Genomic DNA, 25193 nt, shown 5'->3' on the forward strand with positions numbered 1-25193 from the left:
ACACGGTCCCGTCGGCGCTAGAGGGCACCGTGTTGGTCTCGACACGCCTCCGCCTAGCAGCTCCGGCGGCTCGACCAGCGTGGCTCGACCAGCGCGGCTCGACCAGCGTGGCTCGACCAGCGGTCAGCCGATCTGCCCGCCCACGTACTCGGCCAGCGACCCGACGGACTCGAAGACCTCAGCGTTGATGTCGTCCTCGTCCATCTCGAAGCCGAAGCGGTCCTCGAGGACGGTGATCAGCTCGACGAGGGCGAGCGAGTCGAGCTCGGGCAGGGAGCCGAACAGGAGGGTGGCCGCGGTGAGCGTGCCGGCGCTGTGGTCCGGTCCGATCACCTCGGTGATCGCCTCACCGACCCGATCCAGGGTGGTGTCGGTCGTGTCGATGGTCATTGGGGCTCCTTCGGGTTGAACGGGTTCGGGGAGCTCAGACGAGCACTTCGAGCGGCACCGGGTGGCTGAGGAAGGCGGTGGGGCTGGCGGTGAGGCCGTACGCCCCGGCTTGGTGGACCACGACCAGGTCGCCGACCTCGGCGCGCGGCAGGCTCACCCTGTCGCCGAGCAGGTCCAGCGGCGTGCACAGGCAGCCGACGACCTGCACGGTCTCCACGGCGGTCTCCCCCTCGCCGGCACCGGCCGCGACGACCGAGATCGGGTAGTTGCGGCGGATGACCTGGCCGAAGTTGCCGGAGGCGGCGAGCTGGTGGTGCATGCCGCCGTCGACGACGAGGAAGGTCTTGCCGCGAGAGATCTTGCGATCGACGACCCGGGTCACGTAGACACCGGCCTCGCCGACCAGGTAGCGGCCGAGCTCGATGACGACCTGCGCCGAGGGCAGCGAGGGTCTCACCCGCGTCGCCATCAGCGACTCCAGCCGCGAGCCCACCGTGGCCAGGTCGAGAGGCTGATCCTGGGTGTAGTACGGGATGCCGAAGCCGCCACCGATGTTGAGATAGGTCATCGCCGCAGGCAGGTCGTCGGAGAGCCGCAGGACGAGGTCGACCGTGCGTTCCTGGGCCTCGGCGAGGATCTCCGCGTGCAGGTTCTGGGAGCCCGAGAAGACGTGGAAGCCGGCGACCTCGACGTCTCGGTCGTGCAAGGTCTTGAGCAGCATCGGCACGGTCTCGGCGTCGACCCCGAACTGCTGCGCACCACCGCCCATCCGCATCCCGGAGCCCTTGACCTCGAAGTCCGGGTTGACCCGCACCGCGACCCGCGGCCGGATCCCGAGCCGGTCCGCCGCCTCGACCAGCCGCTCGGCCTCCAGCGGAGACTCGATCTCGACCAGCACCCCGGCCGCCACGGCCTGGGTCAGCTCGGCGACCGACTTTCCCGGCCCGGCGAAGCTCACCGCCCCCGGAGCGGTCCCGGTGTCCAGCGCCACCCGCATCTCGGCCCCCGAGGCGACGTCAAGCGCATCGACGGCCCGGGCCAGGTGCTGCACCACGGCCGGCATCGGGTTGGCCTTGACCGCATAGCTCAGCTGTACGTCACCGGGAAGAGCCGACCGCAGCGCGGCCACCCGAGCGTCGATCGCGGCCCGGTCGTAGGCGAAGAACGGCGTCGATCCGACCCGCTCGGCAAGCATCCGGACCGGGACGTCCCCCACGTGGTCTCGACGAGCTCGGCCTGCGGTTTCGGACGTCATCTCACCACTCCAGACATGTCAGCTCGCTGTACAGGTAGTCGACGCGCGCCGGCTCGAGGGCCTCGCTGCGCAGCATCTTCGGCCGCGACCGCGTCAGCCGGTGGGACCCGGCAGGGGCACCGCCGGCGACCCGGTGCTCGACCAGTGTCGCCGCGGCGCCGTGCTGCCTCAGCAGGTGCGACGCCAGCCGCGGCGCGTACCGCCGGAGCAGCTCCGGGTGGCTCGCATACAGGACCGTGGCGAAGGCACGTACGCCCTTGCGGGTGTCCTTGCGGGCCACGACATAGCAGTGCTCGGAGCCCGTGCTCAGCACGACGTGCCGGGCCGCCGCGGCGGCTCGGTGGTCGGCGTAGAGGTCTCGCTCCGCCCCCTGCAGGACCGAGTCCAGTACGTCGGGACGGCTGCTCACCCGTACCCCTCGCCCCGGCAGCGCCATCGCGGGGACCAGCGAGGTGGTCGTGTCCAGGTCGGTGAACTTGAGCTTGCGGTTGAGCGCGACGACGTTGCCCGAGGGAGAGAAGTCGGTGAACTCGTAGCCGGGCTGCTTGAGCAGCGTGGTGAGCAGTCGCAGCCCCTGGTGCCGATGGCTGTCGAGCACGCACCAGGCGCCCAGGTTGCAGATCCGGAGTCGCTCGCCGCCGACCTCCCGCTCGGAGTAGTAGGCGAGGTACGCCCCGACCACGCGATCACCCGCGGTGAGGAAGAACCCGTGGTTGGGCTGCGGTACGTCCCACGGCACCCGCAGCGCCTGGGACCACTCCAGCGCCCGCACCCGCGGGTTCAGCTGCTCGTGCAGGAACGTCGAGACGGCCGGGAGGTCCTCGGCCGTGATCGGGGCGAGCACCGCCTTCATGCCGCCGCCACCCACTCGGGACCGCGCGGCGCGCTCATCCGGCGACGGCTCACCAGCGTCCGGACCGCGCGTCGCGAGGTCTGCTTCCCGAGCAGCGCGCGGCTGCACTCCCGGGCCAGCACCATCAGCCAGTACGCAGCCCCCTGGACCCGCCCGCGGCGGGCGGTGAAGAGCCGCACCCGGTTGGCGACCAGCAGCGTCCACAGACCGGGTGAGGTGGTGGACTCGCCACCGAGGTGCACGGCGCGGGCGGCGGGTACGAACCGCACCCGCAACCCCTGGTCGCGGGCGCGGAGGTGGAACTCGGTCTCCTCGGAGTAGAGGAAGTAGGACTCGTCCCAGGGCCCGCACGCGCGCCAGCACTCGGCACTGATCAGCTGTGTGGACCCTTCGGCCCAGTCGGTGTCCTGAGCGCGCTCGTACTCGGCCGGATCGGCCACGATCTCCCCCGCCCAGCGGACCCGGCCGGCGCGGTTGGCGCCCACGACCGCGTCGGCGAAGGCCCGCAGCAGGCTCGGCGCACCCCGCATCGACGCGATCAGCCGGCCCTCGGCGTCGACCAGCCGAGGAACGGCGACGCCGACGCCCGGCACACCGTCGCGGGGCAGGGCAAGCTCGCGGGCGAGCGCCACGCCGCAGCCCGGCTCGAGGCGTACGTCCGGATTGAGCACGAGCACCGCGTCGAGGTCAGGGGCCGCGGCCAGGGCGGCCGCGACACCCGCATTGATCCCGGCGGCGTAGCCGCCGTTGCGCCCCGTCTCGACGACGATCGCCTCCGGTGCGAGCCGGCGCGCGGTCTCCGCGGAGCCGTCGGCCGAGGCGTTGTCGGCGATCACCAGCCGCCACCGGAGACCGCCGAGCCCCTCCTGCAGGGAGCCGAGGAGATCGGCCAGCAGATGAGCACTGTTGTAGGTCACCACCACGACGGCGATGTGGTTGGGAGGCTCGAACACGCCACCGAGTCTCGGCGGCCGCCACCCCCTGCGACGCCACCTCCCAACCGCAGATCCCCCGTATGAGGTAGGCCTCGGCAGCACGCGGCCGGGCCCGGCTCCCGGATACCTAGCGTTGAGGCATGCCCGCCCATGTGACCAACATCTGCTTCCACGGCATCGGCGAGCCCGGACGCAGCCTGGAGCCGGGCGAGGACCGCTACTGGATCAGCCGCGACGCCTACGAGGACATCCTCGACGCGATCGCCGGCCGGCCCGAGGTGCGGATCAGCTTCGACGACGGCAACCGCTCCGACGTCGAGATCGGGCTGCCGGGTCTGCTCGAGCGCGACCTGAGCGCGACCTTCTTCGTCCTGGCCGGGCGGCTCGGCATGGTGGGAAGCCTCGACCGTCTCGACATCAGTCTCCTCCGGGTGGCGGGCATGCGGATCGGCACCCATGGCATGGACCACGTCAGCTGGCGCGGCCTCGACCCCGCCGGCGTAGGTCGCGAGCTCATCCAGGCCCGCGAGCGGATCACCATGGCCGCCGGTGAGGCGGTCGACGAGGCGGCGCTCCCGCTCGGCCGCTACGACCGCACCACACTGAGGCACCTGCGCCGCCTGGGCTACCGGCACGTGCACACCAGCGACCGCGCCCACGCGGTGGCCGGTGCCTGGCTGCAGCCGAGGTTCAGCGTCACCGCGGACGACGACGGCGACAGCGTACGCAGCCAGATCCTGAGCGGGCAGGGCATCGCCAGGCGGGTGGAGCGCCAGGCGGCAGGCCTGGTCAAGAGGCTGCGCTGACCTGCGCCGTCTCTGGAAGTAACCAGTTTGAAGGATGCCCCCGACCCGCGCGGTCGGGCAGTGTCGAGAAGACAGTGCCGAGAATGCTGGCCATCGAGACGCGAACGGGTGCGAACACATGCCAATCAAGCCAGGACGGCGCCGGCGGATCGCGATCGTGGGTGGACTGGCCCTGCTGCTGGCCGCCACGAGCTGGCTCCTGTGGCCCGACCCGACCCCGGTGAGCACCATCGGCTCCGACTCGCTGCCGACGGTCCCGCCGCCAGCGAGCGTGACGATGTCCGAGACGCCCTCGGCCTCCCCGAGCCCGACGACCCCGTCGGACTCGCCGAACTCGTCGGCACGGCCGACCCCGACGCCTAAGCCATCGGCCACCCCGGAGCGTACGAAGTCCCCGACGAGGGCCGCGCCGCCGGCCAAGGGGTTCCCGACCCAGGAGTCGGCGGGGCTGCCCGCCGGCTGGAAGCCGAAGCGCACGGTGACCGGGGACTTCTGGGTCCGGCACCGCGGCGCGGTCGTAGAGGACCTGCGGATCACCAACGGCATCATCTACGTCACCGCACCCGGCGTGACCCTGCGCCGCATCGAGGCGATCGCATCGTCGGTGGTCAACGACTACAACGACCAGTGCAGCAAGGGGCTGCTGATCGAGGACTCCGACTTCGTCCGGAGCAGCGCTCCGACGACGGAGGAGGCCTGGCCGGCGGTCTCGGCGGGCGGCTACACGGTGCGCAACGTCGTCATCGACGGCGTCCCCGAAGGGTTGCGCGCCTCCAACAAGGAGCGCTGTGGCGGCGTCGGGATCCACGACTCCTTCATCCGGGTCACCTCGCCGGACGTGTGCAGCGACTGGCACGGGGACGGACTGCAGGGCTACGGCGGCGGCCAGGTCAAGGTACGCCGGAGCGTGATGATCCTGGAGGTGAAGAACGAGTGCCACGGCACCGCCCCGTTCTTCAACCCCGCAGACCAGGGCAACGACTCCGTCGACATCGACGGCCTGGTCGTGGCCGGCGGTGGCTACTCGTTCCGCAACGGCATGCCCGGGCCGGTTCGCGGCCTCTTCGTCGTCGACCAGAGCTGGGTCTACGGCCCCGTCGACGTCGACTGCTCGGTGGCCAGCGACTGGAGCGCCGCCGTGGTGACCATGGACTCAGCGGGCCAGCCCGTCCCGATCCGCGACCTGCCCTGCGAGTGAGGGATCCGCGGGCGAGGGTCTCGCGGGTGGCGCCTTCGCAGGTGGTGACAGTGCGGTCAGCCGGGTGACCGCACTGCCGAGGCCGAGGATCAGGAAGATGGTGCCCATCGTCATCGGGAAGGCGAAGGCGTCGAAGAACGCCAGTCCGGCGAAACCCGCGGCCGCGGCGCCGATGAGCGCGACGACGAGGTCGCGGGTCTTCGGGTCCTCGCAGGCGCGATAGACCCTGGCGAGCTGGATGAAGGTCGCGATGGCGAAGGCGGCGAAGAGGAGCACGCCGACGATCCCGATGCTCACCATCATCTGCAGATACTGATTGTCGAAGATGCGGTACTTCGGCAGGAACGTCCCCAGCCCCCGACCGAAGAGCGGGTTGCGGTCGACGAAGAACCAGGCCACCCCGTAGCTGTCGGTGCGCGAGGTCACGCTCGGGTCCTCCTCGGCGCCGACGAACATGCCGGTCACCGAGTCGATGATCCGGGGCGCGACCAGGAACACCAGCGCCAGGCCACCGGCCCCGAGGCCCAGCACCATCCCTCGCTGCCGGCGCGACCAACCGATCATGCAGACCGCCACCGCGATGGCGGCGCCGAGGTAGGCCGACCGGCTGGACGAGGCCGCGATGATCATGCAGATCAGGCCGACCGGGGCCCAGCGTACGAGCGGGTTTAGGTTGCGGTGGTGGAAGCCGACGTGGAGCGCGACCGGCAGCAGCATGCCCATCAAGGTGCCGTACTCGATCGGGCTCAGGGCCGTCCCCGCCGGACGTACGAGGCCGTTGCGCATCGCCAGCTCGACCGTCGTCATCGGGGTCAGCGCCGGGATCGAGATCCGGTCCACGAACACCTGACGTGCGAAGAACTGAGCCAGGCCGAGGACCGCGAGGAAGCTGCCGCCCACGACCAGCCGCCACACCAGCGCATGCACGCGGGCCATGCTCGAGATGGCGTCTCCGGCGAGCATCATCGTGCCCGCCCAGGAGACCATCGCGATGATGGCGACGTCGGCCGGGCTCACCTCGTCGCGGCTGATCGGTTGCGACATCGCGATGACATAGGTGACCCCGACGCTGAACAGGAACAGCTCCAGCATCAGCCGCATCGGCTGGCGGGGCTGGTCGACCGGGAGCGGCCTGCCGACGCGCAGCAGCAGCCAGATCGCGAAGCTGCCCAGTCCCATCAGCATCGACACCGACCCGGCACTGCCCAGCGGGCGGAAGACCAGCCAGGAGGGGATCACGAAGACGGCGAGCGTATAGAGGCTCAACCACGTCACGGCATCGACGCCACGGCGTACGGCCATCGCTCCTGCCTCAGCCGTGAAGGCGCTGGACGACGCGGTCGTCAGGCTTGCGGCGCTCATCGGGCCGGTCGACGACGCGCTGGGCGGCCGCCGAGGTGGTCCGCTCCTCCCGCGCCAGGCGTCGGCGCAGCATGATCCCGTCGATCGCGTAGACCAGCACCGCGGTCATCGCGAGGCCCATCCCGACGGCCAGGATCAGCGCCCGCATCGGTCCGCTGCCGTCGACGGCCGCCGTCTCGTCGAGCGCCAGCGGTCGGGAGCGCAGCCGGGCGTTGCCCTTCGCGTTGACCTCGTCCTGGAGCCGGGCGAGCGTCTCGGGGACGGAGCCGGCGACGAAGTCGAGCGCCTCGATGGCGTTCGCCTCGGTGTCCGCGCTGACGTCGATGGCGATCACCGGGCCGCGCGTCGACTCCTCCATCGAGACCGTGACCGTGGCCCCCGGCGTGACCTCCGCGATCGCCTCCTGGGCCGGGGCGCTGGTGTAGTAGGCGACCACGACCCGGGCGGGCAGGTCGAGCCCGCCGAGTCCGAGGAACGGGTTGCCGCCGGGGCCGACCGCGTTCTTCGAGGGAAGCATCAGGACCAGGCCTCGGGCGGTGTAGGACGGGGCCACGAAGGCCGTCGCGCTCCAGCCGAGAACCCCGGTGACCAGGATCCCCACGACCGCGAGGTACCAGCGTCGCCGGATCGCACCGACGAACTCCGATAGCACCATGCCCGTCCCCTATGTCCGCAGCAGCTCCTGTGTCGTCGCGTCGACGTCCGAGCCCGCCGCCGACGCTGCCGAACGTACCCATCTCGGATCCGGCCGGGCTCTGCCTCGCCGGGGTCCTACCCGATTTGGGCGATGACCCCGTTGACCTGCGTGGACGCCGCCCGCGCGGACCTAGCGTTCGGACCATGGCGTTGTGGGACCTGCTGCGGGCGACGGTCCGGCGCTGGCCGATCGTGGTGGTCGGCGCGATCCTCACCCTTGTCGCCGCCGAGTACGCCAGTCAGGACCGAAGCGTCTACTGGACGCGTACCGACCTGCTGGTCCTGGCCCCGAAGAACGCGCAGTTCCCGAACGCTCTGCGGGCGACCTCCGAGGACCTGGTGATCACCGCCGGGGTGGTCGGCAAGCTCGTCGCCGGAACCCGGCAGGCGCCGAAGTTCACCGCCACCGACGCGGGGCTGATCGGTATGGGCGTACGCGACGGGTGGACCGTCCGGCTGCCCGACACCGGCGGCCAGTGGGCGCCCAACTACGTCGACCAGTGGCTGATCATCGAGGTCGTCGGCCCCGACCCGGAGACCGTGCGCATCCGCAAGGAGCAGCTGGTCGAGGCCATGGGGATCGCGCTCGCCCGGGTGCAGGACGAGTACCAGGTCGACCAGGCCTTCCGGATGACCACCAAGGAGGCGCCCGGCTCGACCGTCATCTACCCCGTCGGCGGGAGCTCACCTCGGGCGTTCGCCGTCACCGGCCTGCTCGGCGCCGCGGCCACCCTCTACCTGGTCGTACGCATCGACCCGATCCTGCTGCGGCGCCGCGAGCGCCGCGCCGAGACGCTGCCGGAGACCGATGTCTGAGCCCCGCCCCCACACCGCCCTGGCCTGGAGCATCGCGAACACCGCGGTGACCAAGCTCGGCACGATGGTCGTCGGCATCCTCGTCGCACGGCTGCTCGGCCCGGAGAGCTACGGGACGTACGCCGTCGCCTTCCTCGCCCTGATGGCGGTGCTGAGCTTCAACGAGCTCGGCGTGAGCCTCGCGGTGGTGCGATGGAAGGAGGACCCACGGGAGATCGCGCCGACGGTGACCACGATCTCAGTCGGCACGAGCCTACTCATCGCCGCGGCGATGGTCGTCGGGGCCGGCCCGTACGCGCGCGCGATGGGCGAGCCGGACGCGGCCTTCCTGGTGGCGCTCTTCGCCATCCCGGTGGTGCTCAGCGGGATCACCGCGACGCCGGCAGCACTGCTGCAGCGGAACCTGATGCAGGGCAAGCGGATGCTCATCGACCAGACGGCCACGCTCGTCACGGTCCCGGTCATGCTCGGGCTCGCCCTGGCCGGCGCCGGTCCGTACGCCCTGGTCATCGGCCACATCCTCGGCGTCGCCGTGACCACCGTGATGTTCCTGCGGATGTCGCCGCTCCCCTGGCGGCTGGGGCTCTCCCGGCCGCATGCGGTCGCGCTGCTCCGCTTCGGCGCGCCGCTGGCGGTGACCAGCATCCTGGTCTTCGCGGTGGGTTTCGCCGACCAGATCGTCCTCGGCAGCATGCTGGGCGCGACCGCGCTGGGGCTCTACGTCGTCGCCTTCAACCTCTCCAGCTGGCCGGTGACGATGCTGTCGCGGCCGTTGCGGCAGGTCACGCCGGTGATCTTCGCCCGGCTGCAACGCGACCCGGGCGCGATGCGGCATGCCTTCACCCGGCTCTCGGCGCTGGTGCTGACCGTGACGATCCCGGGCTGCGTGGCGCTGGCCGCGCTGGCACCCGAGGTGATCCGGCTGGTCTACGGAGAGGTCTGGCAGGCGGCAGCGGCGCCGCTGGCCTGGCTCGGCGCGCTGGCCGTGCTGCGGATCTCCTTCGAGCTCGCCTACGACTTCCTCGTCATCGCCGGCTCGACGCGCAGCCTGATGACGATGCAGGTCGTCTGGCTCATCGCCCTGGTGCCGGCGCTGCTGGCCGGCGCGGCGTGGTCCGGTGTGGGCGGGGTCGGGATGGCCGCCTTCGTGGTCGGGCTCGTCGTCATCCTGCCGCTGCACCTCTTCTACCTCGCGCGGGCCGGGGTAGGGATCGGCGGCCTCGCGAGCGGTGCCGCCCTGCCCGCTCTCGGCGCGCTCGCCGTGGGGGCCGCGGCGGTCGGGATGCGTGCGGTGCAGCCGTCGATCTGGGTGACCTGCGCGGTCACCGGCCTGGTGCTCGCCGCTGTCTGGGCCGTGCTGCTGCGCCGCCGGCGCGAGGACGTCAGCTGGTTCCGCTCCGGCGCCGGCTCCCCCACCCCCACCGAGCCTCCCACGACCCGGAGCGAGGACATCCATGTCTGACCGTCTCGACGCCAACCACCAGGCCCTGGAGGAGATGTACGCCGCGGCCGCAGCCGCCGCGAGGCGACGCCCACGGCGGGCGGCCGCCCTGGCACAGGCCGCTGCCGAGTTCGCCTGGGGCAACCACACCGGCTGGTTCGCGTACGAACCGCTCGAGCTGCTGCTCGCCGAGCTGGGCCGCTCGCTCCCTTCCGTGCCCGTGCCGGCCCGTCCGCTGCGTACGCTGCACGTGGTCACGCAGATGTACCAGAGCGGCGGGCACACCCAGATCATCGCCGGCTGGACCGACCAGCTCGGCGAGCGCTCCCACGAGATCGTCGCCACCCGCCAGATGACCTCGCCGTTGCCGGCCAAGATCACGTCCCGTCTCGGGGACCGGGTCGGTCTGACCATGCTCGACACGGCGCCCGGGAGCCTGCTCCACCGCGCCGCCCGGCTGCGTGCGCTCGCCTCGACCGCCGACCTGGTCGTCTCCCACTGCCACCCCTTCGACGTGGTTCCCGCGCTCGCCTTCGCGGACCGCCGGGGCCTGCCGCCCGTGGTCTACATCGACAACACCGACCACGTCTTCTGGGTCGGCGTGCGGGCCTACGACCGGGTCGTGCACCTGCGTCGCAGCGGCCAGGAGCTCGCTCTGCACCGCCGCGGCCTGCCGATGGGGAGGTCGGTCGTCCGCAACCGGCCGCTGGCCGTCAAGGGCCGGATGAAGCGTCGGGAGACCGCGAAGCCACAGTGGGGGGTGGACGCCGCCGACGTCCTGGTCGTCACCGCGGCGGACCCGAGCAAGTTCCAGGGCGGCGACACCTACCTGGCCGCGGTCGAGGCCGCGGTGGCCGCCGAGCCGCGGCTGCAGTGGCGGGTCGCCGGCCCGGATCCGGAGGCGGAGCCGTGGGCCGGGCTGGCGCGGCGTACGTCCGGGCGGATCCAGGCCGTCGGCATGCTCTCCGACGTGGCCCCGCTCCACCATGCCGCCGATGTCTATCTCGACTCGTTCCCGTTCGCCGGGCTCACCTCGCTGCTCGAGTCCGGTGGTCTCGCCAACCCGGTGGTCACCTACCGCGGCCATCGGCCCGAGTGTGCGGTGTGGGGCTCGGACTCCCCCGGGATCGACCACCTGATGCTGCGACCCAGCTCCTCCGAGCAGCTTCGCGACACCCTTCTCGACCTGGTCCGTCGACCGCGTGAGCGGGTCGCGCGCGGCTCCGCGATCGCCCAGGCGATCCTCGAGTGCCACACCGGTCCCGGCTGGGTCGAGGCCGCCGAGTCGCTCTACCAGGTGCCTCAGCGACTCCAGGACGACCTGCTCGCGCCCGTACGCGGCCGCGGCCACCTCGACCTGCTCACCGTCTCAGTCCAGGCGACCAACCCCTTCAGCCGCTCCGGCGCCGACATCACCGCCGGTCTCCTCGGCACCATGCCGCTCATCGACCGGATCTCGCTGTGGCGCCAGACCCGTCGCGTCGGCGCCGGCCGCGTCCGCGACCTCGCCCCCGAGTGGGCCGCCGCTGCGCTTCGGGGGCGGCTGCGCCGCCGGGCGGCGTGATACCCGGTTAACCGGGTATTGCTGCACTTCTCTGGCACTGCATTGCCAGAGAAGTGCAGCAATTGCCTGAGCACTGTGACGCATGTGACTGCGGAGACTGCTCCCGGCGGGGTGGCCGAAGAAAGCGCCGGGGTCGCGCCTCAGGCACTCCGTCGAATCTGCGGCGTCTTGCTGGACTCCAGGAATGCGCGGATCCGAGCGGCCAGGCGTACAGGATCCTGCAGATCTGCCCAGGTGATTCGCATGCAGCGCCAGCCGGTCGCCTCGGAGATCCTGTCTTGGCGCCGTTTCTCCCGGAAGACGACGTCGGCCGCTGTGTCTCCGATCCGATATGGCTGCTCGTACTTCACCTTGCCGTCGATCTCGAACCAGACGCCGAACTCCGGAAGCGCGAAGTCGAGTCTCCGAGCCTTTCCTTCGGAGTCGATCACCTCGTATTGCGGGATAGGCATCGGCAGGCTCTGCATCCATGCGACGCCGACGAAGAGTGACTCGGCGAGCGACTCGACACGAGGGTCCGCAAGTCGCAGCACGACCTGAGCGGACAGCGAGTTCGGCCAATGTTCCATCGAGAGCTCATAGCGTTCCTTCACGCGCTCGAGGGTCGTGATCTGCCTGTGCAAGAGGTCGTTGACGACGCCTAGAGCCGCTACGACGGGAGCCACGGTGGTCACTTCCACGGCTGTTCGTTCCGGCGAGGTCAGCAGCAGACCGTTTTCTGTCACGACGTCTAACTCCAGCAGCTTCCCGCTGTGCTGGCGTACGCCGGCCTCCCGCCGACCGGTCCGATGGTCCGGACGACTCAGGTGCACCTCTGCTAGATCCAGACCCCAAAGCGGACCATTACGAAACGGCACGGCCGAGACGTGTGAGAGGACCACGTCGGTCTTCGACTGCCGGTACGCGGCGCGGCAGCGCACTGCGTACCGATCCTCCTCCGATAACCCCTTCCAGAGATTTCCATCTACGTATGCACCGCGTCGTGGTCTCGCGAGCACTCCCGTGCGCAGGGCCTGCGCGATGGATCGTTCGCTGTGCCCGTTGTCGAGCAGCTCCTTGCGAAGCGCGATCGGAGTAAGACGTGGGTCTTCGAATGAGAGAGTCATGCTCTGCATCCTGCCGAGGACCACCGACATTTCCGGTTGCCCTTGTTTCCGATCACTGCCTACTCGTGCCTGACACAGAAGGACTTCTCTGGCATTTGCTGCACTTCTCTGGCATTGCATTGCCTGAGAAGTGCAGCGATACCCGGTTAACCGGGTATCACAACCAAAAGAAAGCCCGGTTCCGCGGCCGACTCCACAACGGCGCGAGCGCGCCCGGCTCGGCACCGAAGAGGAGCCAGAGGCCGGCGTCACGCGCGAGTCCGACGACGTAGGGGCCGGTCGTGGTGGCGGCCAGCGGAGCGATCTCCTCGGCTCTCAAGCCGGTGACGAGGAGGAGCTCGCCGGGGGTGGCCGCGGCGACGGCGGCGACGACGCCGGGCCAGCGGAGGGTGGCGACGGAGAAGGCGAGGCCGTTGCGCTCCATCCCGCCGGCCTCGGCGACGGCGCCGTCGCGGGAGGGGTCGACGACGCGGATCGAGGAGCTGCCGGCGAGCCGGGCGGCATCGTCGACGAGCAGCCGGATGTCGGCGAGCACCACCTGACCCCGCGGCGTCCCACCCCCGCGCAGCGTGCGGATCACCCGGCGAGCACCCACCGACTCGCCCCAGAACGTCCGGGCTCCACGAGCCCGTCGGGCCGGCCAGGACGTGGTCGCGGCGCCGCGCTCGCCGGCGACGATGCCACACGTCGTACGCACGGGCACCAGCCCGGCGTAGGTCCGGCCGACGCTGCGGTGGGCGACGTCGAGACGGGCGAGGTTGGTGGTCATGCTGTTGTGGGTCAGCGGGATGTCGACGGCCGCGGCACGCCGTCCGGAGGCGCGCATCCGGAGGCAGTACTCGACGGCGTACGCGTGCCAGGCGAGGTCGGGCGACTCCGAGATCGGCTCGTGCAGCACCTGCGATCGGGTCACCAGGAAGAGCACCTCGTCGAGCGAGTCGACGTCCGCCGGCACCGAGGTGGAGCGGCCGAGCGGGACGACCCGGTCACGCATCGCCCCGATGACCTCGCCGCGACGGCTGACGCCGACCGCACCCAGCACACCGATCGCCGGTTGGGCGAGAAGGGTCGCTGCGGCGGCCTCGAGCGCGGGCAGTGACTGCAGGTAGACGTCTTGGTGGACGAAGACGACGACATCGTTGCGAGCCAGCCGGGCGCCGTGGTTCAACGCGGCCCCGGCGCTCGTGAACTCCCCCGAGACGTTGTCGACGGCGATCACCTCGGTCTGCCGCGACGGGTGGCCGAGCTTGACCGACGCCGCCAGGCACGACTCCAGCACCGCCGGGTCGTTGTAGACGCAGACGATCGAGACCGGTGTACGCACCTCACCCATGCCCCACCGCCGCAGCGAGTACCTCGGCGACGTACTCCTGCTGCTCCGGGCTCAGGTGCGGGAACATCGGCAGCGACAGGATCTCGCCCGCCGCCCGCTCCGCGACCGGGAAGGAGCCCTCACCGAACCCCAACGAGGCGTACGCCGCGGTCAGATGCACCGGGAACGGATAGTGGATCCCGGTCCCGATCCCGGCCTCCAGCAGCGCCGCGAGCACCCTGTCACGATCACGGACCCGGACGACGTAGAGATGCCAGACGTCGAGGTTGCCCTGCGCGGACTCGGGCAGCCGAACACCACGGACCCCGTCGAGGAGGACGTGATAGCGATCGGCCGCCTGGCGACGCAGCTCGTTCCACTTCTCCAGCCGAGCCAGCTTCGCGGACAGCACGACCGCCTGGACCGTGTCGAGACGGGAGTTCATCCCGACGACCTCATGGACGTACTTCGTCTCCGAGCCGTGCGCCGCGAGCAGCCGGACCGTCCGGGCGATCTCCGGGTCGGAGGTCGTCACCGCACCGGCGTCTCCCGCCGCGCCGAGGTTCTTGCCGGGGTAGAAGCTGGTCGCCGCCGCGGCGGCGAGCGAGCCGCTCCCGTGACCGTCCCGCTGCGCGCCCTGTGACTGCGCTGCGTCCTCGATCACCGGGACCCCGGCCGCCTCCGCGAGCGGGAGCACCTGCTCGACGAACGCGGTCTGCCCGAACAGGTGCACCGGCACGATCGCCTGCGTGCGTGGCGTGATCGCCCGCTCCACTGCGACGGGATCGATCAACAGCTGCGACTCGTCCACGTCCACAGGCACCGGCAGGGCACCGATCCGGCTGGCCGCCTCGGCGGTCGCGATGAAGGTGTTGGCCGGCACGATCACCTCGCCACCCGGTCGCACCCCCACGGCCCGCATCGCCAGCTCGAGCGCGTCGGTCCCGTTGCCGACGCCGACGCAGTGACCGGCACCGACGAAGCTCGCATAGGCCTCCTCGAAGGCGGTCACCTCCGGCCCGCCGACGAAGGCGGTGCGCTCGAAGACGCTGTCCAGCCCGAGGCGTACCTCGTCGGCTATCTCTGACTGCTGCGACCCGAGGTCGACGAACGGCACCTTCACCAGATCAGCTCCTGACGTGAGTTCAGACGGCGGGCGGGCACTCCGGCCCAGGTCTCCCCGGCGGGCAGGTCCTCGAGCAGGACCGCTCCCATGCCGAGGACGGAGTCGGCTCCGACGGTGGTCCGCTGACGCACCGACGAGCTCATCCCGAGATAGGCGGCCTCGCCGATCACGACCTCGCCGCCGAGGGTCACCCCGGCGCAGATGGTCGCGTAGTCGCCGACGATGTCATCGTGGGTGAGGACGGCGTTGGGCATCGCGACGACGTGGTTCCCGACGCGTACGCCGGCCGTCAGCACGACCCCTGCGAGCAGCACCGCGCCGGCGCCGATCTCACAGCCGGGCGGCACCGATGCGGTGGGGTGGAGGATGGTCGCGTAGCGGTCGGCCGCGACCCCGTAGCCGCTGAGCCGACGATGGACACGTCGCCGCGTCGACCCGGCTCCGGCGCAGATGACCAGGTCGTCACCGCAGTCGGTGACGACCTCGACCGGTCCGATCACCTTGACGCCGCCGGCACCGTCGGCGGTGCTGATCAGCTGACCCCAGCGTTCCTGGTCGTCGTCGACGGCGACGATCTCGTCGTAGCCGAGCTCGACCGACCTGGCCGCCGCGGCGACCTCCCCGGCCAACCCACCGGCGGCGACGAGCACGAGCGTGGTCATCGGCGTCCCTGTCGAAGTACGTCGACGACCCGCGCCTGCTCCGAGTCCGACATCTGGTGGAAGAGCGGCAGGATGAGGGTGTTGTCGGTGAGGTGCTCGGTGACCGGGAGGCTGACGCCCGAAGAGACGTACGCAGGCTGCCGGTGTGCCGCCATGATCCCGCGGCGCGCGGAGATCCCGGCCTCGGCCAGGGCGCGCAGCAGCCCCTCGCGGTCCATCCCGTACGCAGGAGACGCCCCGGCGGTCGACCTCGTCGCGACTCCCGTCCCGCGACACACCTCGAACCCCGCAGAGACCCCGGTGGTCGGCTCTGTCGAGACCCCCGTCCCACGACACATCTCGAACCCCGCAGACACCTGGGGGGCCGAACCTGTGGAGACCCCGGTCCCACGACCGACCTCGAGTCCAGCAGACGCCCCGGTGATCGAGCTTGTCGAGACCCCCGGTCCAGCACAGACCTCGACCCAGAACGACTGAAAGTTCCCGGTGCCCCAAGCCGGGTCCGCGACCGCGCGCAGCCCGTCGATCTCGGCGACCGCCTTCGCATAGACCGCGGCCAGCTCGCGACGCCGATCGACGACCTCGGGCAGCCGTGACAGCTGCACGATGCCGACCGCGGCCTGCAGGTCGGTCATCCGGAAGTTGAACCCGACCTCGTCGTAGGACTCCGGCGGCGAGACCAGGCTGGCGTGCCGGTCGGCGGCCGAGACGCTCATCGCGTGCTCGCGCAGCCTTCGGGCGCGCGCGGCCCAGTCCGCGCGGGAGGTGGTGAGCATCCCACCCTCGCCGGTGGTGAGGATCTTGCGCGGGTGGAAGGACCAGGCGGCGATCTCGGCACCGGCACCCACGGGGCGGCCGCGGTAGGTGGACCCGGCGGCGCACGCCGCGTCCTCGATGACCACGATGCCGAGCGGGTCGCAGACCTCCCGGATCGCCTCCAGGTCGGCCGGGACACCGCCCTGGTCCACCAGGATCACCGCGCTCGTCGCCGGCGTGAGCGCGGCCCGGACGGTCTCGGCGGTGAGGTTTCCGGTGACCGGGGAGACGTCGGCGAAGACCGGCCGGGCACCGACGTAGACCGCCGCGTTGGCGGTCGCGACGAACGAGAAGGACGGCACGACGACGTCGTCCCCGGACCTCACCCCCGCCACGACCAGCGCCAAGTGGAGAGCGGTCGTGCAGCTCGAGGTGGCGACGGCATGAGCAGCCTGCTGGGAGTCCGCGAAGCGGTCCTCGAACTCGGCCACGCGAGGCCCCTGGGCGACCCAGCCGGAGCGGAGCACCTCGGTGACCGCCTCGACCTCCTCCTCGCCTAGCCACGGCTGCATGACGTTGATGCGGCTCATGCTGCCGTCCTCGCCGTTGCCGTTCACCGAGGTACCTCGGTCGAGCGTCGCTTACTTCGGTGAGTTCCACGAAGTAAGTGCACGTTCACCGAGGTAACTCGGTGAGCATCGCGCGGTGCCGGCCGCCGCGTCACGCGCCATCACCCCGCAACGTACGCCCGGCCGCGATCTCGGAGCGCAGCGGCGCCCACCACTCGACCAGCTGCCGCAACCCCTGCTCCAGCCCGATCGTCGGCGACCAGCCGAGGTCGTCGCGGGCAGCGGAGATGGAGGCGAGCCGGCGGGTGACGCCGTTGACCGCGCGCTCGGGACCGTGCTCGACACCGAGCGGGGAGTCCATGGCTCGCAGCAGCGCCTCGGCCAGCTCCAGCAGCGAGGTCTCCGTGCCGGAGGCGATGTTGTAGACGCCCTCGGTCACCTCGGAGGCGGCCGCCAGGATGTTCGCGCGGGCGATGTCGGGGACGCAGACGAAGTCCATCGTCTGGCGCCCGTCGCCGAAGATCAGCGGCGGCTTGCCGTCGGCGATCCGCTCCATCCACCGCACCAGCACCTCGGTGTAGGCGCCGTGCACGTCCATCCGCGGCCCGTAGACGTTGAAGTAGCGCAGCCCGACGTAGTCGAGCCCGTGCATGGCCCGGAAGGACCGCACCAGCCCCTCGTTGTAGGACTTCGCGGCCCCGTAGAGGGTGTCGTTGTTGTTGTGGTGGTGCCCCTCGGGCGTCGGGAACTCCTCGGCGAGCCCGAAGACGGAGGCCGAGGAGGCGTAGACCAGCTTGTCCACGCCGGCGGAGACCGCCGCCTCGACCACGTTGAAAGTGCCGTCGACCAGCACCTCGTTGGCCAGCCGCGGCTCCTCGGCGCACAGGGTGATCCGGATGGCCGCCTGGTGGAAGACCAGGTCCTTGCCGGCGGTGAGGTCGCCGACCAGGTCGCGGTCGCGGATGTCGCCCTCGACCAGGGTGACCCGGCCGGAGGCCAGGGCGTCGTCGAGGTTGGCCTTGCGACCCCGGATCAGGCTGTCGAGCACGTCGACGTGCGCGGCCCCCTCGTCGAGGAGCTGGTCCACGATGGTGGAGGCGATCGTGCCCGCGCCGCCGGTGACCAGGACGTTCGCACCGCTGAGCTTCTTTTCGGGGGAAGACGTCATCGGATCAGCTCCAGGGTCGGGGTCTCGGCAGCCACCTCGACGAGGGCGCCGCGGGCTCGGAGGCTGGTCTGGGCCGCCTCCAGGACGGAGAGGACACGGAGCCCGGAGGCTCCGTCGGTGCGCGGCGTACGGCCTTCCCGGATCGCTCCGGCGAACTCGCCGACCATCCGGGACAGCGCCTCGTACTCGGGCAGGGCCGGCGCCCATGTGTCGCCCAGCCGGTAGGAGATCGTCGCCGCGGCGCGGTCGGCTCGCTCGATCTGGTCCACGCTCTGCTGGACCAGGTCGACACCGCGGTCGAAGACGCTGAGCCGCTGCTGCGGGTTGAGGTCGTCCCAGACCAACGTACGCCGGCTCCCGCCGATCACCATCTGCCTGATCTTGGTGGGGCTGAGCCAGTTGACGTGGACGTGGGCCATCGCCCCGCCCTCCAGCGGCAGGCTCAGATAGCCGACGCAGGCCTTGCCCGCCCTGAGCGGGTCGGCGCCGTGCGCGGCCACCCCGGTGGGGCGTAGCCCGCCGGGCAGGACGAAGTCGAGGATGGAGAGGTCGTGCGGAGCCAGGTCCCAGAAGACGTCGACGTCGGGCTGCACCAGCCCGAGGTTGATCCGCACCGAGTCGATGAACAGGATCTCGCCGAGCGACCCGTCCTCGACCAGCTCACGGATCTTCTGCACGGCCGGCGTGTAGCAGTAGGTGTGGTCGGCCATCAGGACGAGATCGTTGGCCCGTGCGGTCTCGACCATGCTCCGCCCGGACGCCACGTCGTCGGCCAGCGGCTTCTCGACGAGGACGTGCTTCCCAGCCCGCAGCGCCCTCTCGACAAGCTGCCGGTGCGTGCCGGCCGGCGTCGCGATCGCGACCGCGTCCACGTCCTCGCGCGCGAGGACCTCGTCGAGGTCGGACGTGGCCAGCACCTCGGTGCTGCCGCCGATCACCTCCCGGGCCCGGGCGAGGTCCAGGTCGACCACTGCGACCAGCGTCCATACCGGTGCGTTACGAAAGTTCCGGACCAGGTTGGGCCCCCAGTAGCCGGCCCCGACCACCGCCACTCCCAGCGGCGTCTGTGCGGTCATGACAGTGCTTCTCCCCACATAGGCGATCGATGCCTTCGGGGTAGATCACACGCGATCTGCCGGTCCCATCGGGCCGTTCAACGGGGGTTATCCCCTCTATTCGGGAGACCGGACGGCACGACCGAAGACGGATGTACGCCTTCGACGACTTGCGTCAAGACCGACACCTGGAGTTATCATCGCCATATGACGATGACAGCCACGGAGGGCACTCCCGACCCCACGGAGGAGGCAGTCGCGCTGAGCGCCGCTGCCTGCCTGTTCCACGGGTTCTCCGACCCCTCCCGCCTGGCGATCCTGCGCCACCTCGCGCTCGGCGAGCATCGCGTGGTCGACCTGACCGCTCACCTCGGCCTGGCCCAGAGCACGGTCTCGAAGCATCTCGCCTGCCTGAGGGACTGCGGACTGGTGACCTCGCGCCCCGTCGGGCGGGCCTCCATGTTCGCGTTGGCCCACAGCGAGGCCGTCCTGGACCTGCTGGCCGCCGCGGAGCGGGTCCTGGCCCTCACCGGTGATGCGGTGACGCTCTGCCCCAGCCACGGTATCGCCGCCATCCACGCCGACAACCACGAGGAGGCGTGATGGCCGCCCACGTGCACGCCCCCGTCGACCTGACCGCCGCCGACCGCAAGCGGCTCGGCCGACGTGCCCAGCTGCTCGCAGCGGCATCGGTCGCCTACAACGGTGTCGAGGCGGTCATCGCCATCGCCGCCGGCATCGTGGCGGGCTCCGTCGCGCTGGTCGGGTTCGGGCTCGACTCCATCGTCGAGGTCTCCAGCGGGCTCATCATCCTGTGGCAGTTCCGGCACCGGCTCCCGGAGTCACGGGAGCGACAGGCGCTCCGACTGATGGCGGTCTCCTTCTTCGCCCTGGCGGCGTACGTCGCCTTCGAGTCGGGGCGCGCCCTCGTCACCGGCCACGACCCGGAGACCTCGATGGTCGGCATCGGCCTGGCGATCGCCTCGCTGATCATCATGCCGTTCCTGTCCTGGGCTCAGCGAAGGACCGGCCGGTCGCTCGGCTCGAACGCCGTGGTCGCCGACTCGACCCAGACCCTGCTGTGCACCTACCTCTCGGCGGTTCTGCTCGTCGGGCTGGTCCTCAACGCCACCCTCGGCTGGTCGTGGGCGGACCCCATCGCCGGCCTGGTGATCGCTGCGGTCGCGCTCAAGGAGGGCTGGGATGCCTGGCGGGGCGAGTCCTGCTCGTGCGGACCGGTCGCCGTCACCGACGACGAGGACGAGGACGCCGCCGATGCCTGCTGTGCGTCCGACACCACCGGCGCTGCCGACGTCCAGCTCCTGGACATCGGCAGGCCGTCGACGCCGACTCAGCCGGTCGCCGGGCGGAACCGCACGTCCACGAAGTAGTTCGTGGAGTTCCAGGATCGGTTCGGGAGCCCCCCTCCGCTCCCGTACCGATACCGGCCGTTGGCTCCGCCCGGCGCCGTCAGCGGGCCGACCGTCCGCGACTGGCTGAGGGCACCCGGCGTCGAGGCGTAGCGCCCGTTGGGCGCGTAGTAGGACACGACGTACGTGGCCCCCGGCGTGAGCGCAACCGGCGTCGGCAAGGTGGCCGTCTGCCAGCCGGTCGCGGTCTCGTTGGTGAAGGTCACCTGGGCGATCCGGGTGCCGGCCGAGTTCCACAGCGAGCCGACATGGGTGCCGGTGTTGCCGCTCCCCTTGTAGAAGCGGATCGCCGTCACCGAGCCGGCGACCGACGTCGAGAAGGCGGTGCCGACCTCGATCGGCAGGATGTCGAGCGTCGCCGCGTTCTGCGGAGTCACCCCGGTGAACAGCGACACCTCGGTCACGGCGGCTGGGACCGTGGTGAACGACCACGTCTGCGTCGGCAGGCTCGCCCCGTCTGTGGAGATCACCCCGGAGACCGTCACCGCCACCGTCGCCCCGGCCGGCAGTGCGGCCGACGGGGTGAAGCGCAGCGTACGTCCGTCGCCGCTGAGCGCCGCGGAACCGGCGACCGAGGTTCCGTTGGCTGTGACCGACATGGTCCAGCCGCTCGCGATCCCGGTCGAGAACGTGATCGACGGGTTGACCGAGGTCGGCACGTCGGTCGTGCCGGGGCCCGGATCGCGGTCGGTGACCGAGATGGTCGCGCCCGCCCGTTCGAAGACGACGTCGGCGAAGTAGTTCGTCGATCCGAACGTGTACTGCGGGAAGCCGCCCGCGGCACCGTAGAGATAGCGGCCGTTGTTGCCCGCCGGGGCGGTCAGGTCCCCCGAGGAGTGGGGCGTCGCGAAGAACTGCGACGTGGTCGCATAGTGCCCCTGCGGAGCCAGATAGGAGACGACGTACGACACCCCGGCCTGCACCTCGACAGGGCTGGACAGCGTGGCCTGCTGCCAGCCGGAGGCGGTCTCACCGGTGAAGGTCACCTGGGCGAGCCGCTGGCCGCCGGAGCTCCACAACGACCCGACGTGGGTGCCGCCGTTGCCGGCTCCCTTGTAGAACCGGATCGCGGTCACCCGCCCGTCGCGGGTGGGACTGAACACCGTCCCGACCTCGACCGGTGAGCTGTCGTCCTGGGCCTCGACCGCGGGCACCACGTCACCGAAGAGCGTCTGGCTGTCCGGTGTCTCCGCGGCTCTGGTCCGGAACGTCCAGGTCTGCGTGGGCATACTGACCCCCTCGGTCGAGGTGATCCCGCTGATCGTGACCGTCACATCCGCGGCCGCCGGCAGCAGGGACGTCGGGTCGAAGGTGAGCGTCGTCCCGGAGTTGCCGAGCGTGGTCGTCCCGGCGATCGGCTGGCCGCCGGAGGTCGCCGAGACCGAGTAACCAGAGCTCAGCTCCGCGGAGAACGACGCCACCACGTTGGTCGAGCGCGGCACCTCGACAGCCCCGGGGACCGGGCTGCGCGAGGTCATCGTCAGCGTCGGCGCACCCTTCTCGAAGACGACGTCGACCAGGTAGCTCGAGGGCGACGTCGCCGCCGGGAAGCCCGTGCCATAGGCGTACGCGCCTGCCGTCGAGGTCACCCGCAGCGGCGGCTTCGACAGGTCGGTGGAGGCGAACGCGTTCGGCGTGGCCGAGTAGTAGCCGTTGGTGCGGTAGGAGGCGATGTAGTCGGTGTTCGCCTGGATCTTCACCGGCTCGGCGAAGGTCAGCGTCTGCCACCCGGACGTCGACTCGTCGGTGAAGGTGCCCTGGGCGAGCACGGCCCCGTTGGCCGACCACAGCGTGCCCGTGTGCGGTCCGGCGTTGTTCACACCCTTGTAGAACCGCACGCCGGTGACGGTGCCGGTGACGTCGGCGCGGAACCGGACGCCCAGGGTCAGCTGCGCGTTCTCCGGGTCCTGGAGGACCGTCGGCGTGGTGTCCTCGTCGAAGAGCGAGCACGGGCAGATTCCTGCCGCCGCAGGCGGCTTCGCCGTACGGAACGACCACGTCTTCCCTGTCGAGATCGCCGTCCCACCGCTGTCCTGCCCCGAGAGCGTGGCGGTGTAGGTCACGAACCCGGCCAGGTCGGCGGACGGGGTGAAGGTCACGGTCCTCGTCGTCGAGTCATACGCCGTCGACCCGGTCACAACGTCGCCGAGGGAGTCGGTCAGTCGCAGCCCGACCGACGAAGCGACCACCGGCTTGGTGAACCTGGCGCTCACCGTCGTGCTGCGAGGTACCGAGGAGGAGTCGGCAAGCGGCCACTGGTTGGTGGCGGACAGCGGCGAGTCGTCGGTGGTCGTGAACAGCACGTCCACGAAGTAGTTGGGGTTCTTGTAGGAGCTCGCCGGGAACTGCCCCGCACCCGCGTAGACCCCCGCCGGAGCGGCGCCGTAGCCACCCTCGACCTCGAACGGGTACGCCTCGAAACCCTTCGCCGCAAAGGCCCATGGAGCCACGGCATAGCGCCCGACCGGAGCCGTGTAGGAGACGACATACCTCGCCCCCGCCGCGACCGCGACCGGCTGGCTGAACGTCGCCGACTGCCAGCCGCCGGCGGACTCGTTGCTGAAGGTGACCTGGGCCAGCCGCTCGCCGCTGCTGCTCCACAGCGAGCCGACGTGGGTGCCGGTGTTGCCGGCGCCCTTGTAGAAGCGGACGCCTGCGACGTAACCGTCGGCCTGAGGTGTGAAGCGCAGGCCGAGCTCGGCGGGGCTGTTGTCGTCGGCCGACGGCGTCGCGGGGCTGGTGACGGCGTTCCAGGTCGTCGGCACCTCCCGCTGGCCGAGGATGCTGCACGGGCACGTCACGTTGAAGCTCCGGGCCGCGGCAGTGCCGATGTTGGCGCTGTCGTCGACGGCGCGGACGCGCACCGGGGTGCTGCCGACGCCGGGCTGGACGTACGTCACCGACCAGGCGGTCGTCCCGGCTCCGTACGCTCCGGGTGCCGGGTGCCACGAGGTGCCCTCGTCGAGGGAGTACTCGACCCCGGCGACCACGCCGCCGCCGGTGTCGGTCGCGGTTCCGGTGAGCGTCACCTTGGTGCCGTTCGACTGCGTCGACCCGGCGGCCGGTGTCGAGATGGCGACCGTCGGTCCGACGGTGTCGGTCGACTTCGTCGCCGCGACCAGCCCGGCCATCAGCGTGGTCGGCCTGGCGTCCATGTCGGCGAGCAGGTTGACCTGCGCCTGCTGCATCCGCCGGTCGGCGGTCTCGTCGTGGTACGGGTTGTCGTGCTCGGAGTCGAGGCCCCAGGTCCACTGGACCGAACCGGCGCCGAAGACGAGCGCCCCGCTGGCCGCCCGGTAGAGCGTGATCGCGTGGGTCGTGGTGCCGTCGCCCGTGGTCCGCCCGAAGTCGGTCATGTACTGGTTGTCGATGAACCCGGTCGTCTCCGACATCCGGATCAGGCCGGGTGGTCGGAACCCGTTGTCCTGATCCTCGTCGGACTCGTAGCCCACCGTGTGCGGTGCCAGCTCGGTCTGGTCGGCGGTCATCGAGGCGAGCCCGGTGTTGCGCCACATCCGCAGGCCGCCGTGGGGCTTCTTCACGGTCACCGGCAGGTCGGTCAGGTTGGACATGAAGACGGTGCCGGTCAGCTCGTTCTCCGGCCGTCCGCCGCCCTGGCTCTTCGGCGTGTAGCGCGGGTCGCGCCAGGTGCCGGTCGACTCCGGCGCCGGGTCGAGCTTCTGCTGCGCCCAGGACTCCTTGTAGGTGACCAGGGTCCGGTAGGGCGTGTTGGTGCCGTCCTTCGACGCCTCGTAGCGGGTCCGCCAGTAGACCTCGTTGCCGCTGAGGAACTGCAGGTTCACGCCGGCGTCGCGCGCGGCCTCGACGTTGGCCCGCTGGCGTCCGCTCCAGTACTCGTCGTGGCCGACGCTCAGGAACGTCTCGTGGTTGGTGAGCAGCTCGCCGCGGCGGTCGGTGTCGATCCCGGAGATGTAGCTGACGTCGTAGCCGTTGCGCTCCAGGAACCGCACCAGCGGGTACTCGTTGGCGAAGAAGAAGTCGTGGGAGGTGCCGCCGGAGCGGGTCACGAACGGCCGGTTGTAGCTCAGCTTGTATGCCCGGCCGTTCCCGCCACCGGTGTAGAAGCTGGACCCACCGTAGGAGTTGTACGCCTGCCACGTGGTGTCCGAGGTCTGGAAGACGACGTCGGAGCTGCTGGCGTCGTCACGGACGATGAAGGTGATGTGGCTCGACTCCTGGGTGTCGGCGCGGTCCAGCTTGGCGACATAGACACCCGAGACCGCGGTCGCCGGTACGTTCCAGGACGCCGAGACCGCCCAGTTGCCGCAGTCGGTGATCTCGGTGGAGGTCTCGCGGTAGCAGTTGGGCTGGTTCTGCGGGAGACTCGCCGACGGGGTCACCGCGGTGATCCTGCGGGCGCCGTCACCGCCGTAGTAGCCCATCCGGTAGACCGTGATCTGGTAGGACGAGGCGTCGGTGTCGATCTTGAAGTCGATCCGGTTGCCCACGTCGACGCTGATGTCGGTCGCGAACCCCTGGATCGAGTCGTCGCCCGCTCCGGTGATCCCCCACTCGCTCGCGGGAGCGCCGGGTTTGCTGTTCTCGCAGGAGATCTTGTTGCCCGCCGGTCCGCACGGGTCGGCACTCGCGCTGGAGGCGGTGACGATCGTGATGATGGGGGCGACGAGTACAACTCCGAGCAACGCGGCCATTCCCGTTCGCAGTTTCACGG

The 25193-nt window shown here is 70.7% G+C and carries 21 protein-coding genes; 7 read left to right on the top strand and 14 right to left on the bottom strand.

Features of this window, described 5'->3' with window-relative positions; genetic code table 11:
- Positions 1-123: 123 nt before the first annotated feature.
- From H5T77_RS17920 to H5T77_RS17935, 4 genes are read right to left on the bottom strand one after another with little or no spacing between them, the layout of a single operon-like run.
- A complete protein-coding gene (locus tag H5T77_RS17920) occupies positions 124-390 on the bottom strand; it encodes an acyl carrier protein (RefSeq protein ID WP_292651519.1) in 267 nt (88 codons plus the stop codon).
- Positions 391-424: 34 nt separating this feature from the next.
- Positions 425-1645 carry a pyridoxal-dependent decarboxylase, exosortase A system-associated gene (locus tag H5T77_RS17925; protein WP_292651521.1) on the bottom strand — a complete coding sequence of 407 codons (1221 nt, stop codon included), beginning with the start codon at positions 1643-1645 and terminating at the stop codon, positions 425-427.
- 1 nt (position 1646) lies between these two features.
- Complete coding sequence (locus H5T77_RS17930; RefSeq protein ID WP_292651522.1) at positions 1647-2498, bottom strand: hypothetical protein; 852 nt, start codon at positions 2496-2498, stop codon at positions 1647-1649.
- A complete protein-coding gene (locus H5T77_RS17935; protein ID WP_292651524.1) occupies positions 2495-3451 on the bottom strand; it encodes a glycosyltransferase in 957 nt (318 codons plus the stop codon). The genes H5T77_RS17930 and H5T77_RS17935 overlap by 4 nt, the downstream gene beginning before the upstream one ends.
- Positions 3452-3573: 122 nt before the next feature.
- On the opposite strand from H5T77_RS17935, the gene H5T77_RS17940 reads away from it, so the two are divergent.
- Both H5T77_RS17940 and H5T77_RS17945 read left to right on the top strand, forming a co-directional pair.
- On the top strand, positions 3574-4239 hold the full coding sequence (locus H5T77_RS17940) for a polysaccharide deacetylase family protein (protein WP_292651525.1): 666 nt from the start codon (positions 3574-3576) through the stop codon (positions 4237-4239).
- A 118-nt stretch (positions 4240-4357) separates the two neighbouring features.
- Positions 4358-5437, top strand: coding sequence for a superantigen-like protein SSL4 (locus H5T77_RS17945; protein ID WP_292651527.1), 1080 nt, complete (start codon positions 4358-4360; stop codon positions 5435-5437).
- Here the strand turns inward: H5T77_RS17945 and H5T77_RS17950 are convergent.
- Both H5T77_RS17950 and H5T77_RS17955 read right to left on the bottom strand, forming a co-directional pair.
- The gene (locus H5T77_RS17950; protein ID WP_292651529.1) at positions 5393-6799 is read right to left on the bottom strand and encodes an O-antigen ligase family protein; all 1407 of its coding nucleotides are present in this window, start codon (positions 6797-6799) and stop codon (positions 5393-5395) included. The two genes, H5T77_RS17945 and H5T77_RS17950, sit on opposite strands and share 45 nt — an antisense overlap.
- The gene (locus tag H5T77_RS17955; RefSeq protein ID WP_292651530.1) at positions 6750-7454 is read right to left on the bottom strand and encodes a YveK family protein; all 705 of its coding nucleotides are present in this window, start codon (positions 7452-7454) and stop codon (positions 6750-6752) included. The genes H5T77_RS17950 and H5T77_RS17955 overlap by 50 nt, the downstream gene beginning before the upstream one ends.
- 185 nt (positions 7455-7639) lie before the next feature.
- Here H5T77_RS17955 and H5T77_RS17960 point away from each other — a divergent pair, with 185 nt between their 5' ends.
- Genes H5T77_RS17960 through H5T77_RS17970 form a run of 3 tightly spaced genes read left to right on the top strand, consistent with a single transcriptional unit; the run spans position 7640 to position 11316 of the window.
- On the top strand, positions 7640-8311 hold the full coding sequence (locus H5T77_RS17960; protein ID WP_292651531.1) for a hypothetical protein: 672 nt from the start codon (positions 7640-7642) through the stop codon (positions 8309-8311).
- Entirely contained in the window at positions 8304-9773 is a 1470-nt protein-coding gene (locus tag H5T77_RS17965; protein WP_292651533.1) for a lipopolysaccharide biosynthesis protein, read from the top strand. Before H5T77_RS17960 ends, H5T77_RS17965 begins: the two co-directional genes overlap by 8 nt.
- Positions 9766-11316: a glycosyltransferase family protein gene (locus H5T77_RS17970; protein ID WP_292651535.1), complete on the top strand. Its 1551-nt coding sequence runs from the start codon at positions 9766-9768 to the stop codon at positions 11314-11316. Before H5T77_RS17965 ends, H5T77_RS17970 begins: the two co-directional genes overlap by 8 nt.
- A 140-nt stretch (positions 11317-11456) precedes the next feature.
- Here H5T77_RS17970 and H5T77_RS17975 read toward each other — a convergent pair whose 3' ends face one another.
- The 7 genes from H5T77_RS17975 to H5T77_RS18005 form a co-directional block, all read right to left on the bottom strand.
- Positions 11457-12452, bottom strand: coding sequence for a hypothetical protein (locus H5T77_RS17975; protein WP_292651536.1), 996 nt, complete (start codon positions 12450-12452; stop codon positions 11457-11459).
- Positions 12453-12579: 127 nt separating this feature from the next.
- A complete protein-coding gene (locus tag H5T77_RS17980) occupies positions 12580-13755 on the bottom strand; it encodes a glycosyltransferase (protein ID WP_292651537.1) in 1176 nt (391 codons plus the stop codon).
- Entirely contained in the window at positions 13748-14857 is a 1110-nt protein-coding gene (locus tag H5T77_RS17985; protein WP_292651538.1) for a DegT/DnrJ/EryC1/StrS family aminotransferase, read from the bottom strand. Before H5T77_RS17985 ends, H5T77_RS17980 begins: the two co-directional genes overlap by 8 nt.
- Positions 14854-15522, bottom strand: a complete 669-nt coding sequence (locus H5T77_RS17990) for an LbetaH domain-containing protein (protein WP_292651539.1) — start codon at positions 15520-15522, stop codon at positions 14854-14856. The genes H5T77_RS17985 and H5T77_RS17990 overlap by 4 nt, the downstream gene beginning before the upstream one ends.
- Positions 15519-16868 (bottom strand): DegT/DnrJ/EryC1/StrS family aminotransferase, encoded by a 1350-nt coding sequence (locus H5T77_RS17995; RefSeq protein ID WP_292651540.1) that lies wholly within the window; start codon positions 16866-16868, stop codon positions 15519-15521. Before H5T77_RS17995 ends, H5T77_RS17990 begins: the two co-directional genes overlap by 4 nt.
- 130 nt (positions 16869-16998) lie before the next feature.
- Positions 16999-18015, bottom strand: coding sequence for an NAD-dependent epimerase/dehydratase family protein (locus tag H5T77_RS18000; RefSeq protein ID WP_292651541.1), 1017 nt, complete (start codon positions 18013-18015; stop codon positions 16999-17001).
- The gene (locus H5T77_RS18005) at positions 18012-19091 is read right to left on the bottom strand and encodes a Gfo/Idh/MocA family protein (RefSeq protein ID WP_292651543.1); all 1080 of its coding nucleotides are present in this window, start codon (positions 19089-19091) and stop codon (positions 18012-18014) included. Before H5T77_RS18005 ends, H5T77_RS18000 begins: the two co-directional genes overlap by 4 nt.
- 186 nt (positions 19092-19277) lie before the next feature.
- Here H5T77_RS18005 and H5T77_RS18010 point away from each other — a divergent pair, with 186 nt between their 5' ends.
- Both H5T77_RS18010 and H5T77_RS18015 read left to right on the top strand, forming a co-directional pair.
- Complete coding sequence (locus H5T77_RS18010) at positions 19278-19673, top strand: ArsR/SmtB family transcription factor (RefSeq protein ID WP_292651545.1); 396 nt, start codon at positions 19278-19280, stop codon at positions 19671-19673.
- Positions 19673-20461, top strand: a complete 789-nt coding sequence (locus tag H5T77_RS18015; protein ID WP_292651547.1) for a cation diffusion facilitator family transporter — start codon at positions 19673-19675, stop codon at positions 20459-20461. The genes H5T77_RS18010 and H5T77_RS18015 overlap by 1 nt, the downstream gene beginning before the upstream one ends.
- Here H5T77_RS18015 and H5T77_RS18020 read toward each other — a convergent pair.
- Positions 20422-25191: a DUF4082 domain-containing protein gene (locus tag H5T77_RS18020; protein WP_292651549.1), complete on the bottom strand. Its 4770-nt coding sequence runs from the start codon at positions 25189-25191 to the stop codon at positions 20422-20424. The genes H5T77_RS18015 and H5T77_RS18020 overlap by 40 nt on opposite strands.
- Between the last annotated feature and the right edge of the window lie 2 nt (positions 25192-25193).

It is taken from the genome of Nocardioides sp. (genome assembly GCF_014360585.1).
Classification (GTDB): Bacteria; Actinomycetota; Actinomycetes; order Propionibacteriales; family Nocardioidaceae; genus Nocardioides.